12 protein-coding genes are annotated in these 15,061 nt (G+C 56.7%); 1 reads left to right on the top strand and 11 read right to left on the bottom strand.

The window, feature by feature from the left end; genetic code table 11:
* Positions 1–84: 84 nt before the first annotated feature.
* The 6 genes from EP166_RS17570 to rimK all read right to left on the bottom strand — a co-directional run bounded on the left by EP166_RS17570 (position 85) and on the right by rimK (position 6,739).
* Positions 85–1,107, bottom strand: coding sequence for an amino acid ABC transporter substrate-binding protein (locus EP166_RS17570; RefSeq protein ID WP_127559483.1), 1,023 nt, complete (start codon positions 1,105–1,107; stop codon positions 85–87).
* A 579-nt stretch (positions 1,108–1,686) separates the two neighbouring features.
* The gene (locus EP166_RS17575; RefSeq protein ID WP_342775654.1) at positions 1,687–2,751 is read right to left on the bottom strand and encodes a sigma 54-interacting transcriptional regulator; all 1,065 of its coding nucleotides are present in this window, start codon (positions 2,749–2,751) and stop codon (positions 1,687–1,689) included.
* 6 nt (positions 2,752–2,757) lie between these two features.
* Positions 2,758–3,120: a response regulator transcription factor gene (locus EP166_RS21710; RefSeq protein ID WP_342775652.1), complete on the bottom strand. Its 363-nt coding sequence runs from the start codon at positions 3,118–3,120 to the stop codon at positions 2,758–2,760.
* Positions 3,117–4,814, bottom strand: coding sequence for a transporter substrate-binding domain-containing protein (locus EP166_RS17580; RefSeq protein WP_220432622.1), 1,698 nt, complete (start codon positions 4,812–4,814; stop codon positions 3,117–3,119). Before EP166_RS17580 ends, EP166_RS21710 begins: the two co-directional genes overlap by 4 nt.
* A gap of 15 nt (positions 4,815–4,829) precedes the next feature.
* Positions 4,830–5,837, bottom strand: a complete 1,008-nt coding sequence (locus tag EP166_RS17585) for a succinylglutamate desuccinylase/aspartoacylase family protein (RefSeq protein WP_127559485.1) — start codon at positions 5,835–5,837, stop codon at positions 4,830–4,832.
* A 2-nt stretch (positions 5,838–5,839) separates the two neighbouring features.
* Complete coding sequence (gene rimK, locus EP166_RS17590; RefSeq protein WP_127559487.1) at positions 5,840–6,739, bottom strand: 30S ribosomal protein S6--L-glutamate ligase; 900 nt, start codon at positions 6,737–6,739, stop codon at positions 5,840–5,842.
* 314 nt (positions 6,740–7,053) lie between these two features.
* On the opposite strand from rimK, the gene EP166_RS17595 reads away from it, so the two are divergent.
* A complete protein-coding gene (locus EP166_RS17595; protein WP_127559489.1) occupies positions 7,054–8,409 on the top strand; it encodes a magnesium transporter in 1,356 nt (451 codons plus the stop codon).
* Here the strand turns inward: EP166_RS17595 and EP166_RS17600 are convergent.
* From EP166_RS17600 to EP166_RS17620, 5 genes are all read right to left on the bottom strand, one after another.
* Positions 8,406–9,467 carry a LacI family DNA-binding transcriptional regulator gene (locus tag EP166_RS17600; RefSeq protein ID WP_246026338.1) on the bottom strand — a complete coding sequence of 354 codons (1,062 nt, stop codon included), beginning with the start codon at positions 9,465–9,467 and terminating at the stop codon, positions 8,406–8,408. The genes EP166_RS17595 and EP166_RS17600 overlap by 4 nt on opposite strands.
* Positions 9,468–9,681: 214 nt before the next feature.
* A complete protein-coding gene (locus EP166_RS17605) occupies positions 9,682–11,286 on the bottom strand; it encodes an alpha-glucosidase (RefSeq protein WP_425470058.1) in 1,605 nt (534 codons plus the stop codon).
* A 12-nt stretch (positions 11,287–11,298) separates the two neighbouring features.
* Positions 11,299–12,441: a carbohydrate ABC transporter permease gene (locus EP166_RS17610; protein ID WP_127559493.1), complete on the bottom strand. Its 1,143-nt coding sequence runs from the start codon at positions 12,439–12,441 to the stop codon at positions 11,299–11,301.
* A gap of 10 nt (positions 12,442–12,451) precedes the next feature.
* Positions 12,452–13,456 carry an ABC transporter permease subunit gene (locus tag EP166_RS17615; protein ID WP_127559495.1) on the bottom strand — a complete coding sequence of 335 codons (1,005 nt, stop codon included), beginning with the start codon at positions 13,454–13,456 and terminating at the stop codon, positions 12,452–12,454.
* 81 nt (positions 13,457–13,537) lie between these two features.
* Positions 13,538–14,893, bottom strand: coding sequence for an ABC transporter substrate-binding protein (locus EP166_RS17620; RefSeq protein ID WP_127559498.1), 1,356 nt, complete (start codon positions 14,891–14,893; stop codon positions 13,538–13,540).
* Positions 14,894–15,061 lie beyond the last annotated feature (168 nt).

Genomic DNA, 15,061 nt, shown 5'->3' on the forward strand with positions numbered 1-15,061 from the left:
CAATGAGCTTATAGAAAGCGGCCCTGTAGGACAGGGCCGCGGCGTTAAACAGAGATCAGCAATATTGCATTGCCAGGCTCATGATTAACGAACGGGTTGGGCATACATCAGGCCACCGTCGGTCCACAGAGCGTTAATACCACGCTCCAGGCCCAGCAGTTCGGTTACGTTGGTCTCGTAAGACTCACCGTAGTTACCGACCTGAGAAATGATGTTGTACGCCCAGTCTTCGTCGATGCCCAATGCTTCACCCAGGCCCGGAGTTGTACCCAGCAGACGCTGGACGCCAGGGTTTGAGCTGTTGTCACGCATGTCATCCACGTTCTCAGAAGTGATGCCATATTCCTCAGCTTCGATCATGGCGTTCAGTGTCCAGCGGACAATGTCCATGAACTCGTCGTCACCATGGCGAACAGCTGGGCCCAGTGGCTCTTTAGAGATGATTTCTGGCAGGATCATGTAGTCAGCCGGGTTTTCGGCAGAGACGTTACGGGCAGAGGCCAGACCTGAAGCATCTGTGGTGTATACGTCGCAACGGCCGGCGAAGAAGGCGGCGGTGACTTCAGAGGTGTTTTCGATAACAACCGGCTCGAATTCCATGCCCTGGGCACGGAAATAGTCAGCCAGGTTCAGTTCAGTGGTGGTGCCTGGCTCTACGCAGATGGCCGCACCGCTGAGTTCTTTGGCGCTGGAAACACCCAGATCTTTACGAACCATGAAACCCTGGCCGTCGTAGTAGTTGACGCCAGCGAAGTTCAGGCCCAGAGCCGTATCACGGGTCAGAGTCCAGGTAGTGTTACGAGACAGGATGTCGACTTCGCCAGACTGCAGGGCAGTAAAACGCTGGTTGGCGGTCAGAGCAGTAAAACGAACGGCTTCTGAGTCACCCAGCATGGCTGCGGCTACCGCGCGGCACAGGTCGACGTCAAGTCCGGCCCACTCACCGCCAGTGGCGTTTGAGAAGCCAGCCAGAGAGGTGTTAACACCGCACTGAATGTAGCCTTTGTCCATGACTGCATCAACGGTTTCACCGGCTTGAACGCCAGCGGCCAGGACAGACAGTGACAACGCCGCTACGGCGCTAGTGCTGGTCAGTTTCTTAAGCATTTTACTCTCCATTATTTCATTGCTTTTATTATCGGCTTTGGCAGACCTGTCGGTGTGCCAAAGCACTGATGACCACTCAGACCGGGGTCTGCGCGGATTCTCGTCTTCGGCTCGTGACCGAAAACAAACATGATGCACACGCCGAAACGTCTGCAGTCTGTAAGGAGGATCGAGCGGCAACTTAAGTCGCCTTACTTTATGTTGTTATGGTTCGATGCAGTGAACGAATTGCAAGGATAAGGCCAATTTGTACCGATACACTCTAATTCATTGATATTAAAGGCTTTATTGGTCAGTTGACAGGCTTTTAAGAGAGGCCGTGGCTATAACCAGAGGAATAGTCGCCCGCCCGGGGGCGGGCTCTATTCTGCACTGCGTCAAGGCAGTGCGTGGGTTCGCTGTGAGAAAGTGCACTGAGGCAGTGCTTTACATAGGTTTATTGGATGTCAGAGGAGTGTCAGTAGGGTGTATGGCGCTGGCTATAACCATTGGAATAACTATAACCAAAGGAATAACCGGGTTTTGTTTTGAGCGCTGGGTCACAAATACCCAGTCGCCGGGGTGTTGCGTCGGTTCAGATTACGATTCGAGTTCGCGTTGCCGCTTCAGCCGCTTGCTTAACGCAGGCTGCGAAATGCCCAGAATCCGGGCTGCGATAGACTGATTATGGTCTGCCCGGTGCATGGCCTCCGCAATGAGCAGGTCATCGATTTCGGCCAGCGTGGGCAAGCGGTTGTCGGGTGCGAAGTGAACCAGGGTGTTGTCCTGGCTGCTGGTGTCAGCTCCTTGCGCATGACTGAACAGGTGCAGGTCCTGTCGTGTCATGGCGCCGCCGTGGTGTCGGCTTACCGAGTCGAAGGCAATGGCCCGCAGTTCACGTACGTTACCCGGGAATTCATAGGCTTGCAGTGCGGCCCAGAGATCCGGGCTGAACTCGGGCAGGGGCTTGCCCATATCGTCGGCGGCTTGTTCAGCGAAAAAGGTAAACAGCAGGCGAATGTCTTCGCGGCGCGCGCGCAGAGGCGGGATTAACACCTGGTGGGTGCAGAGTCGGTAATAGAGGTCGCGCCGGAAGGCTCCGTCGCGCTGGCGCTCTGCCAGATCCTGATGGGTAGCAACGAAAATGCGTGCCTGCAGGCGCTTCGGGCGATCTGAACCCATGGGGTAGAACTCGCCTTCCTGCAGCAACCGCAGCAATTTCACCTGACTGCTGGGGCTAAGGTCGCCAATTTCATCGAGAAACAGGGTACCACCCGAGGCTTCCTCGACCAGACCACGCCGCTCCTGGTCGGCACCGGTGAAGGCGCCCTTGCGGTGGCCGAACAGGGTGTCGTTGAAGATGTGGTCATCGAGCCCGGCCACGTTAACGGTGACCAGCTTGCCCTGGCGGCCGCTTAGGGTGTGAACCGCCCGGGCGATCAGTTCTTTTCCGGTGCCACTTTCGCCGCAAATCATCACAGGTTGCGAGCTTTTCGCGACTGACTCCAGATATTGAAACACCGAGGCCATGCTGCGGCTTTGCGTTAGGATGTTGGCAAAGGCCTCGGGTGAATCCAGCCGCCGGCTCAGTACCCGGTGGCGCAGCTCCTGGTTTTCCCGTTTGATCTCCTGCAGTTGAATGGCGCGTTTGATGCCTTCGAGCAGGCGCGCCTACTCGGTGGTCTTCACGTAAAAATCAAAGGCACCCAGGCGCAGGCATTCCACCGCCGTCTCGACCTGGTTCAAACCACTGATGACCACCACGGCAACATCGGGGAAGGCCTCGGCCATCTCGATCAGCAAGTCTTTGCCGGATTTATGGGGCATGTTCAGATCAAGCAGGACCACGCCAATGGCGTGATGTTCCAGGTAGCTCATCGCCTCGCGACTGTCCTGGCAGTAGTGCAGGTTGGTGATGCCGCCCTTACGTTCGAGCATCAGGCCCAGGCTGCGGTGGTAGGAGGGTTCATCGTCGATCAGTAACACACCGAACTCAGGGTAGAGGCTGCGTTTCTTGTTTTTATTGTCTGTCATTGAGGTTCGACCATCTTCCACGGAAAGGTGACGTCTACCCGGGTGCCTTCACCGGGGCGTGAATGAAACTTCATGGTGCCATCGTAAGCCTTAATGATACCGGCCGAGACCGACAAGCCAAGCCCGGTGCCGCCCTGCTCGCGTTTGGTGGTAAAAAACGGGTCGGTCAGGTTGGGCATTGCATCCGGTTCAATGCCACAGCCTTCGTCGTGCACGGAAAGCACAATGCGCTGGCGGATGTGGTCGATGCGGGTCTCGACCTTCACGCCGTGCTGGTCGTCTGGCAGTGACTGGCAGGCGTTGATGATCAGGTTGATCACCACCTGCTCGATGCGCTGCGGGTGGCCCAGCATCGAGGGCAGATAGGGGTCGAGAATCAGGCTGAACCGGTTGGTGTAGCCACGAATGGTGACATCGAGCAGGCGCACAGCGGTGGAGACCACATCGTTCAGGTTCATCGGTTCGATGGCATCGGTCGCTTCCTGGCGGGCGAAATCGCGCAGGTCGTTGACGATGCGTTTGATGCGCTGGGCGCCTTCATTCATCTCGTTGATGATGTAGGGGATTTCATGGCGGATGCGACGGTAATCGAGCCCGGCAATATCGAAGCCGTCGTGCTGTTCATAGAGCCCGTCCAGATGTGGCAAGGCGTCTTCCCAGGCGTCTTTCAGCATCGGCAGATTGAGCAGGATCAGCCCGCTCGGATTGTTGATTTCATGGGCAACACCCGACACCAGGGTGCCGAGTGAACTCATCTTGTCGGCTTGAATCAACTGCTGCTGCTGTTTCTTGACCTCTTGTGTGCGGCGTTCAACCTGCCGCTGCAGCGTGCGAATCCAGAGGGTCACCAGAACCAGGCCCAGTAACAGGACCGCGCTGCTGATGGCGGCGATAATGCCCAGCAAACGCCAGTTGGTCGTGCCCTGGCGTTCCAGCGAGCCCAGCCACTTGTCGTAGATGTCTTGCTGGCGGCCGGTGTTGCGCAGAATGGCGAGCCCTTCGGAGAACAGCGTCAGAATCTCTTCGTTGCCTTTGCTCACCGCATAACCATAAGGCTGAGGGCGCAGCGGTCGCCAAACGACGCCGATGTTGGACAGTTTGTTCTCGCGGCTGTAATAGAGGCTGGGCAGGGTGGCGCCCAGGGCGTAGTCGTAGTTACCGGCGGCCAGTTGGCGTAGCGCATCGGAGTGGGCCCGCACGGTGGCGATGGTGACACCAAAATCATTTTCACGCAGAAAATCGTGAACGATGCCCTCATGCTGAACCACGACCGACTTGCCTTTCAGGTCGTCATAGCTGGCGGGTTCCGGGTCGCCCTTGCGCGCAAAAAACGAATAGTTGACCATGACCGACGGGGCACTGAACGAAAACTCCTTTTCGCGCTCTTCAGAGGCCACCATGCCCTGAAGCACATCCATTTCGCCATTTTCCAGCTTTTCCCGCATGATCGACCAACTGTCGAGGGTGATTTCCACATCAATCCCCATCACTTCAGCGATCGCCCGGGTCATGTCGACGTTGTAGCCGGCGATGTTGCCATCCTGGTCTATGAATTCGTAGGGTGGGTAACTGTCGTCACCGCCAACGCGAATAACCTGATTGGCCGGCTCTGCGTAGGCCATAGGTAAACAGCCCAGCACGAATAGAGCCAGGAAGGTGAGGTAACTCATGCGGGCAGTTTTCGGATGTGGCATGCAGCGTCCGATGTGTCAGGTCCCGTATTCCGGGCCCAGTTCCTCGTGAAAGCGCTCTACCTGTTGGGCGACGTCTTCGTGCATACCGCGGTAGCGGGCAATGTGGAACAGGGCGTCGCCTTCGTAGACCAGGGCCAACTGGGTCAGGCCGACCAGTACGCCAGCGCGGGAAGCTCTGACTTCTGAGGCTTCCATGGTGCTGGGGTTCATGATGCGCGCCAGAACCTGCTCTTTCTGAATATAAGTGCCGGGTTTGACCAGGCACTGGAACACGCCCGAATCGCTGGCGCGCTCCCAGTAGGAGTTGTCGGCAATCGCTTGTTCCTTGCGGATTTTGGGGGTGCCGTTGAGCATACCCAGGTGCATCATGACGTTAATAATGCCCTGGGTGCCGGCCTTGATGCTGATTTCGTCGAGACGCAGCGCTTCGCCTGCCTCGTACACGATGACCGGAATGTTGTTCTGCCCGGCCGACTCCCGCAGCGACCCCTCGCGCAATTCACTGTTCAGTACCAGCGGCACGCCGAACGCCCGTGCCATGCCTTCGACGACCTCGTTATCGAGCTCTGCCCGTATTTGTGGCACGTTGAACCGGTGAATAGCGCCGGTGTGCAGATCGATACCGTAGTCGGAACGCAGCACCACTTCCTGCATCAGCACTTCGGCCACGCGTGCCGCCAGAGACCCCTTGGCCGAGCCTGGAAACACCCGATTCAGATCCCGCCGATCGGGCAGGTAGCGCGAGCCCATCCCGAACCCGTGAACGTTCACCACTGGAACGACGATTACCGTACCCTGTAATCCGCCGAGTTTGCGGCTGCGCATAAAGCGGCGAATGATCTCCAGGCCATTGAGCTCATCGCCATGCATGGCCGCTGTGATGAAAATGGTCGGACCCGGTTTGCGGCTGCGCCGTACAAAACAGTGCATGATGGCGTCGGAATTGCCCGGCGCGCCCGGCAGTGACAAGGGAACGTTGTGCCACTTTCCGGACGTCAGCCTGGTGGGGTTGATCTGCGTCACGGTCAGCCTTCCACTCGCTTGGGTTTTTCACTCATCTCTTTCGCAAGATGATCGATGACCATGCCGGCAACGTCTTTGCCAGTTGCCATTTCAATGCCTTCCAGACCAGGAGAGGAGTTGACTTCCATCACCACCGGGCCGTGATTGGACCGCAGAATATCGACCCCGGCCACCTGCAGCCCCATGATTTTAGCGGCACGCACCGCCGTCTTGCGTTCTTCCGGGGTGATTTTTACCACCGCGGCTGAACCACCCCGGTGCAGATTGGAGCGAAATTCGCCTGGCGCCGCCTGGCGTTTGATGGCCGCGACGACTTTATCGCCAATCACGAAGCAGCGAATGTCGGCACCACCGGCTTCTTTGATGTATTCCTGAACCAGGATGTTGGTATCGAGGCCCAGAAACGCCTCGATGACCGACTCCGCAGCCTGGCGGGTCTCGCACAACACAACGCCGATGCCCTGGGTCCCCTCCAGTAGTTTGACCACCAGGGGTGCACCGCCGACCATTTGGATCAGATCGGGCACTTCATCGGGGCTGTGAGCGAAGCCGGTAATCGGTAAGCCAATGCCCTTGCGCGCCAGCATTTGCATGGAGCGCAGTTTGTCGCGCGAGCGGGAGATCGACAGTGACGAATTCAGCGTATGAGTGCCCATCATCTCGAACTGGCGGACCACGGCCGTGCCATAGAAGGTAATGGAGGAGCCGATGCGCGGAATAATGGCATCCATGTCTTCCAGTGGCTCGCCCATGTAATGAATGGATGGGCGATGCGCCACGATGCTCATGTAGCAGCGCAGGGTATCGACAATGCGAATCTCATGGCCCCGTTTCTCGGCCGCCTCGACCAATCGCTGGGATGAGTAATTCGAAGGCTCGCGTGAAAGCACCGCCAGTTTCATGGATAACTCCCAAAGTTGTACCGGTAATGTCTGGTGTTGCGCAGGGGATATGGCAAATCAGAGTGTAGCAGGAACGGCGCTGTGTCCGGTTCCCGACAAGGTGTGCATCATCCCCTTAAATGCCGGTGTTGCCAAGTGAGGTCGTCTTAAACCGGTTTTAAAACCAGTTTAGCGCTTTTACAGGATTCGTGCGTGCGTTAGCGGGGCCGGAAGGCCGCTTTTTTGCTAGAGTTAACGACAATTACCCAGAGACTGAGCTGCTGCACTGGCTGAGTTCTTCAGCCGGTACATCCACATAAAGGGAAGCATTACCCATGGCCACCCGCGAAGATACCTTGCTTGAACATGTCGACTACTGGCTCAGTGAGCTGGCTGAAGATCGTGAGCCCGTAGCAGACTGGCTGGAGGGGTTGTCGGAGGCCGATATTGCCTTTGCGCTTGAGTGTTTGCCGTTCGAGCAACGCCTGACCATCTGGCAAACCGTGGCACCGGAATTGCGGGGGGCAGTACTGGTCGAGCTGCACGACGAGCATCGCCGCTCGTTGCTCAAAGCGGCCCCGCCGGAGGCTTTACTGCAATGGCTGGGCAAGACCGATCCGGAAGACTTGCTGGAGCTGATGGATGACCTCCCGGGGCAACTGGGCCGCAAAGTCCTGCACCGGATGGACAGCGAAGACCGCGAGCAATTAAAGAATGCCTTAACCTACGATGACGACCAGGTGGGCCGCTGGCTCAGTTTTAAAGTCATTACGGCCGAAGCATCAACACCGGGCCGGTTGTTTCGCAAGGCGTTGCGGGAAACCGGTATTCCGGAAATGACCGACGTGATTGTTCTGCTCGATGAAGACGGACGCTTTCAGGGGTGCTTGTCGCTCGATGCGGCCATGCAAACCCCCAGCACAGCACCACTGAGTGATTACGCCGATGACGAACTGACCCCGCTAAACCCAGCTTCTTCCCTGCACGAAGCGGCGCAGCGGTTGCGCGCTGCCGACCGGGCCATGTTGCCGGTTGTGGATGAGACCGGTGCGGTGATGGGTCGATTCACTTCGCGAGATGCGCTCGATGTGATGCTGGAAGAAAAAGAACGCCAGATGATGCAGTTGAGCAGTGGTCTGGATGAGGAAGATTTGTTCTCGCCGGTGCGTCGTTCGGTGCCCAAACGCGGGCTGTGGCTGGGCATTAACCTGATCACCGCGTTACTGGCTGCCTGGGTAATCGGCCTGTTCGAACTGGCATTGTCGCAATGGGTGGCACTGGCGGTGATGATGCCGGTTGTCGCCAGCATGGGTGGCATTGCTGGCAGCCAAACCCTGGGGCTTGCCATTCGCGGTTTGGCGACGGGTCAGTTGGGGGCCGCGAACGTGCGCAACCTGATTCGCAAGGAGCTGATCCTCGGCACCATCAACGCCTTTTTCTGGGCCATTGCGATCGGCTTAATAGCCGCCTGGTGGTTCGACAGCTGGATGCTGATGTGGATCATTGCCTTTGCCATTCTGGTGAACATCATCGCTGCGTCCCTGGCGGGAGTGATCGTACCCTGGGTATTGTCGCGCATGAAAATCGACCCGGCCATTGCTGGCTCAGTGGTGCTGACCACGGTAACCGACGTCGTCGGCTTCTTCGCGTTTCTGGGGACAGCGACCATTGCGTTGAGTTTGGCTGGTTAACCCGTTTCGCGAACTTGCAGGTGGGTTGGTAATACCCGGCTTTCATAGCGCTCCGGGTTTAAAACCATCATGGCGGCCAGGCGGCCTTTTTCGATGCTGGGCTGGTACACAGTGGTGATGGTGGGGTGCATCTGGCGGGCTTCGGGTATGTCGTCGAAGCCGACGATGCGTACATCGTCGGGCACGCTTAAGCCCATGTCACGGGCGACGCTTAACGCCGCCAGTGCGAGCTGATCCGACATGCACAGCATGGCGGTGGGGCGAGGGTTCATCGTTAAGGCTTCCCGGGCGGCTTTAACACCATCAGCCCAGGTGCTTTCATGGGTGTTCCAGACGCGGTCGTCCCCAAGTGTATAGTGGTGAGCCAGCGCGGAGTCCCGATAGGCTTCGAGGCGCTGACGGGAAATCGACATTTTCGCATCGAACAATTCATGGCTGTCGATGCGTCCGACATCATCCGAACTGGTGAGCCGTAATCCGATGACAACCACGTCGCCCTTTGTCTGGCTGAACACATGGTCAGCGGCTTGCCTGGCCCCGCCGTAGTTGTCGACGTTTAACGACAAATGATTTTCCAGCGTGAAATCAACGGTGACAACCGGTTTGTGTTGCCGCACCAGTCGGTCCAGTACGCTGAGATCGCGTGGTGGGCCATACACGATGTAGCGGTCCGGAATCGATTCCATGGATTGTTCGTGATAGAACTCATCGCGTCCGGGCATTAGCAATAGGTTGGCTCTGGCGTCGTCTAGTACTTCGGAGACGCCTTGCAAGAATTCAGTCGCACAGCTGTCGCGAAAGTTGTAAGACAACCGTTCGGCCAGCATGACACCCACAATACCGGTAGCACCGGTACGCAAACTGCGGGCAGCCGCGTTTGGCCCGTGATAACCCAGTCGCTTGCACTCGAGCAGGATGTGATCACGCAGGCTTGCGGATAATTGGTCGGGTCGGTTGAAGGCATTGGAGATAGTAGCCGTGGAAACATTCAGCTCCCGGGCAACCGCCTTTAATGTCATCCGTCGCGACGCACTGGTGGAAGGTGCGGGCTTACTCACTCTGGTTATTACCTGCCGTTTTTATTGTTGGTTGTGACCGTAAGCTTGGGTCTTTTGTGTCAATCGAGTGCTGCTATCGCGCGTCGTGGTGGTTCATTTTGGGCTGGGGAGTGTAACGACCCGCCCGTTTAAAGGCCAGCCATCAACTGGGATGCTGAATTTCAGTTCCGATGATGACTGGCCGGCTTATTGCTCCCGGGGAACAGGCGGCCTGTTAATGCACCCAGGCGGCAACACTGTAGGCGGCAATGGTATCACTGCCCGTCTGTGTAAACCCCGGTACCTCAATGGCCTGGCCTTCTACCTTGGCCGGCAAGGCGTTGGCGGTCATGTTGATGGCCACGGTGATGGTTTCCTGTGCATTGGTGCGCCGGAATAACAGCAACGCCGGGTCACTTTCCAGCCATTCGAAGTCACCGTTTTGCAAAGCCGGGTGTTCCTTGCGCCACGCGAATAAGCGACGCGTGAAATTCAGCGTCGACTCATCCACTTTGGTTTGTTCGGACACCGCCAACTGACGATGAATCGGTTCTACCGGCAACCAGCTGTGCCCACCACTGGTGAAGCCACCCATGGCTTCGTTGATCCACGGCATGGGGGTACGACAGCCATCACGTCCTTTGAATTCCGGCCAGAATTCGATGCCGAACGGGTCTTGCAGTTGTTCAAAGCCAACGTCCGCTTCTGGTAAACCCAGTTCTTCGCCCTGATACAAACAGGGACTGCCGCGCAGGGTTGCCAGTAAGCTCAACGCGGTTCTAACAAAACCCTCCGGGTCTTTGGCATCCTGCCCCCAGCGCGTTGCACTGCGCACCACGTCGTGGTTGCTCAGGGCAAAGCAGGGCCAGCCATCACCAAGGTTGTCTTCTACCTTTTGAATGGTCTTACGAATGTAATCGGGGTCGTGAGCATCATTGAGCAGCTCAAAGGTGTACGCCATGTGCAGTTTGTCACCGCCCGAGGTGTACTGCGCCATGTATTTCATGCCCTGGGGCGCACCGATTTCACCGACGGTGGTAGTGCCGGGGTAGTCGTTCATCACGCTGCGCAGGCGTTGCAAAAAGGCCAGGTTGTCATCGCGACACATCTGGTTGATATGGTATTGACGACAAAACGGATTTTTCGGATCGACACCGACAAACACCTTTTCCGGGCTGTCGGCCAGGCCATTGTCGGTGAGTGATTCGTCGTGAAAATACATGTTCACGACATCCAGACGGAAACCGTCGACACCCAGGTCGAGCCAGAACCGGGCCGTATCCAGAATGGCATCCTGCACGTCCCGGTTATGGAAGTTCAGGTCTGGCTGGCTATCGAGAAAGTTATGCATGAAATACTGGCCACGGCGCGTATCCCATTGCCAGGCTGAGCCACCAAACAGCGATAACCAGTTGTTGGGTGGTGTGCCGTCGGCTTTGGCATCGGCCCAGACATACCAGTCGGCTTTGTCGTTGGTGCGGTCTTCCCGGCTGTCCTGAAACCATTCATGCTGGTCTGAGGTGTGGCTGTAGACCTGATCGATCAGCACTTTTAATCCGCGTTGATGCGCTTCATCGATCAGGTGCTTGAAGTCGTGTAATGAACCGAACATGGGGTCGACGTTGCGATAGTCCGACACATCGTAGCCAAAGTCCTTCATCGGTGAGGTGAAGAAGGGTGACAGCCAGATCGCATCGACATTCAACTGCGCGATGTAATCGAGTTTGGAAATGATACCGGGAATATCCCCGATACCATCGCCGTTGCTGTCGAAATAGCTGCGCGGATAAATCTGGTAAATCACACCACCGCGCCACCAGTTCAGTTCATTATTCGACAAGATTTTACTCCTTTATTTGACCGAGCCGGCCAACAGGCCGCGGACAAAGTAACGTTGCATTGAAACGAAAACGACCAGCGGAACCAGCATGGTAATAAAGGCACCACTGGTCAGAATTTCCCAGTTGTCACCGCGTGAACCCAACAGTTCAACCAACTGAGCTGTCATCACGGTTTTGCCTTCACCCTGCCCAAGGAATACCAGGGCAACCAGGAGGTCGTTCCAGACCCAGAGGAACTGGAAAATGGCAAAAGAAGCCAGCGCCGGAATCGACAGCGGCAGCACAATGGTGCGGAACACTTCAAAGTGACTGGCACCGTCCATTCGGGCCGATTCCATCACTTCTTTGGGCAAGCCGGCCATGTAATTGCGCAATAAGTAAACCGCCAGCGGCAAACCGAACCCCGTATGCGCCAGCCAGACCCCACCGTAGGATTTAGCCTCCCAGCCGAAGATGCCCGACAGGCCGGTGTACATTCTGAGTACCGGGATCAGCGATATTTGCAACGGCACAACCAACAGACCCACGATGCCGGCCAGAATCCACAACCGACCGGGGAAGTTCATCCAGGCCAGGGCGTAGGCCGCGAAAGCAGCGATCAAAATCGGGATGAACGTCGCGGGCAGGGTGACCGTCAGGGTGTTGATAAAGGCGCGGCCAACCCCTTCAGAGGAAAGCACTTCTTCGTAGTTGTTGAGCGTGAAGGTTGGCGGTACTTGTGAGACGTAAAACACCCGTTCGCCTCGGGTTAGCTCGAACGGTTCGTCGGACTCCCAGCGGAACTGGCCGTCTTCCGTCAACGTCATGCGGGTGCCGTTATCCAAGGTAACCACGTCACCGGCCTGGTTGGCTGTCAGGTCGGTTGGCCTCTGACCCCAGGTGTCCAGCGTGCGCGCACCTTCTTCAAACAAGCGGTCTTCGATGACGAAGACATCGCCGGATTGCGTTTGTGCTTCAGCCGTTGGTGTACGGAAAACCTCATTGCGTTCGGCCGGAGCCAGCGCCGTCCACCAACCCGAGGTGGTCAGCGAGTCTTTGTCGCGCACCGAGCTGATCAGCAGACCCAAGGTCGGTAGCGTCCACAACAGAACGAGCAGAAAAACAGTAGCGTGTTTGGCAAGGGTGGCCAAAGGCAGTTTGTTTGCTGATTGCATCTTGGCCTCCTTATTGGTTTTCCATGCGGGCACGGCGGATGTTGTAGATCATCACCGGGGTTACCGCGAGCATTATGACAATAGCGACCGCACTGCCGCGTCCGATATCACCGGAACGGAACAGCTGGTCGTACATGAAGTTGGCCAACACCTGCGTTTCCCATTGGCCGTTGGTCATGGCAAACACGATGTCGAAGATCTTGAGGACAAGAATAGTGATGGTGGTCCAGACGACGACGATGGTGCCGAAGATCTGAGGGATCACGATCTTGAAGAAAATTTGAAAGTTATTGGCGCCTTCCATGATGGCAGCTTCCAGGGTGTCTTCGGGAACGCCGCGAATGGCCGCACCCAGTATCACCATGGCAAAGCCCGTCTGAATCCAGATCAGAATCACCATCAGCAAGATGTTGTTCCAGGGTTCCAGAGAAATCCACGCCTGGGGTTCGCCACCCAATGCCATCACGACGGCGTTTAACAGACCGATTTCTTCACCGGAGCCTTTGTAGTCGTAAATAAACTTCCAGATAACCGAGGCGCCCACGAACGAAATGGCCATCGGTAGAAATACCAGGGTGCGGGCAATTTGGCCCCACCACAGGCGGTCAGTCATGTAGGCAATCACCAGTCCAAAGGCGGTGGACATGGTCGGTACGATGATCAACCAGAGAATATTGTTGCGAATCGCGATTTGGAAACCCTCGTTCCCAAAAGCCCAGGCGTAATTCGCCAGGCCAACAAAGCCGTCGGCATTGCGATCTTGCAAAGAATAAATCAAAGAAGCGAAAACGGGGTAAACGAGATAGACAACCAGAACCAGAACGGCTGGGCCAACAAATATCCAGGGGCGAATGCCTTCACGTAGATTGTCGCGCCGCTGACGATCCCTATCGGATGTCAGGGATTCACTGGATAAAAAACGATCCAGTATAAAGTTTGAACCAACAAAGAAGAGTGCGCTTAGGCCGATTGCCAGAGCAATGACAAACGAGGCCGTTATGATTTGCGAAATCACGGGGGGATACTCCTGACCTAGACCGGTAATGAACTCGCCCCGGGTCCGGGGCGAGTTGTCCTTAGTGCAGTTCCCGATTACTTATCGGGCAGCATCCCAGGCGTCCTGAATGGAATCAGCAACGTCTTCAGCAGAGTCACCGCCGACGAAGTCGACCATGCCAGTCCAGAAGGCGCCTGCGCCGATCGCACCCGGCATCAGGTCAGAGCCGTCGAAACGGAAGGTGGTGGCGTTCTGCAGAATCTCGCCCTGACGACGCAAGGTGTCGTTGGCGTACAGATCGTTGTTGACGTTGTTGTGTGGTGTCAGGAAGCCACCGTTGGCCATCCAGATTTCGTGGGCCAGTGGCGTAGTCAGGTACTCAAGCAGAGCTTGAGCGGCTTCGTTCTCACGCGGCATGGTGACGATGGTGCCTGCACCGAGTACCGGAGCACCCAGATCTTTCTCTGCGAAAGCCGGGAAGTAGAAGAAGTCGATGTCTTCACCGATGACTGTACCTTCGGGGAAGAAGGCTGGAATGAAGCTCGCCTGACGGTGCATGAAGCAGCCGGGAGGAATGCTGAACAGACCGTTCGGGCTGTCGCGGAAGTCGGTTGTACCAACGGAGGCAACGCCACCCTGAACGTAATCCGGGTTCTTGGCGAAATCACCAAACAATTCGATCGCTTCAACAACACGTGGGTCGTTGAAGGGGACGCTGTTGTCGACCCAACCGTCGTAGACTGATGGCTCGTGCAAACGCAGCATCATATCTTCTACCCAGTCTGTCGCGGGCCAGCCAGTTGCTGCACCCGAACCCAGACCGATACACCAGGGGCTGACGCCGTCGTCAACCATTTGGTCGGACAGGGCGATCAACTCTTCCATGGTTTCCGGAACGTCGTAGCCGTAATCGGCGAAGTTATCCGGAGAGTACCAGACCAGGCTTTTCAGGTCGACGCGGAAGAACACGCCGTAAAAGTCGTCCTGACCGTTTTCGTTGGGGTAGGTACTCAGGTCAACCCAGGATTGGCCGGCCGCGTAATTGTCCAGGACGTTCTGGCGCGTTGCATCATCCAGTGGCTGCAACAGGCCACGGCTGGCCATGTCTTTAGCCAAACCCGGCTGCGGAAAAATCGCCAGGTTAGGGGCCGAGCCGGCTTGCAGGTCAATGACGATCTGCTGTTCGAAGCTGTCGGAGCCGGTGTAACGAACATCCGCACCGGTGGCTGCTTCAAAGTGGCTGACGATGCCTTCAAAAATGGCATTTTCCGGCGCAAGCCAGGGGCCTGCGACGGTCACGGTCTGACCGGACAGGTCCATATCTTCAAACGGGGCCAGGCTGTCCCAGTTGTAGTCGCCGCTGCCCTTGGTCGGGTTTACTTCAGCGGCAACACCGGCAGACATGGCAGCGGATACTGCGATGACGAGTGATTTTTTTACTAAGGAGGTTTTCATTATTTTGCCCTTTCGTGCTGTTTTATTATTGGTTTGGTTCGTACGTTTGCTGACTCAACAGCGCCAGCGGTTACTAAATGGTGCCAGTAGGTGCTGGGTTGAACGTTATAATCGGTCAATGCCAACCGAAACCGGCATTGGGCTTATTAAGCACCCTGTTAGCTTAAT

The organism is Saccharospirillum alexandrii (genome assembly GCF_004000275.1).
Taxonomy (GTDB): domain Bacteria; phylum Pseudomonadota; class Gammaproteobacteria; order Pseudomonadales; family Natronospirillaceae; genus Saccharospirillum; species Saccharospirillum alexandrii.

Bases quoted from the DNA above. Each gene is read 5' to 3' on its own strand.
- EP166_RS17570 (WP_127559483.1), bottom strand. From the start codon at position 1,107: ATGCTTAAGAAACTGACCAGCACTAGCGCCGTAGCGGCGTTGTCACTG.
- rimK (WP_127559487.1), bottom strand. From the start codon at position 6,739: ATGAAACTGGCGGTGCTTTCACGCGAGCCTTCGAATTACTCATCCCAG.
- EP166_RS17580 (WP_220432622.1), bottom strand. From the start codon at position 4,814: ATGCCACATCCGAAAACTGCCCGCATGAGTTACCTCACCTTCCTGGCT.
- EP166_RS17620 (WP_127559498.1), bottom strand. From the start codon at position 14,893: ATGAAAACCTCCTTAGTAAAAAAATCACTCGTCATCGCAGTATCCGCT.
- EP166_RS17610 (WP_127559493.1), bottom strand. From the start codon at position 12,441: ATGCAATCAGCAAACAAACTGCCTTTGGCCACCCTTGCCAAACACGCT.
- EP166_RS17595 (WP_127559489.1), top strand. From the start codon at position 7,054: ATGGCCACCCGCGAAGATACCTTGCTTGAACATGTCGACTACTGGCTC.
- EP166_RS21710 (WP_342775652.1), bottom strand. From the start codon at position 3,120: ATGACAGACAATAAAAACAAGAAACGCAGCCTCTACCCTGAGTTCGGT.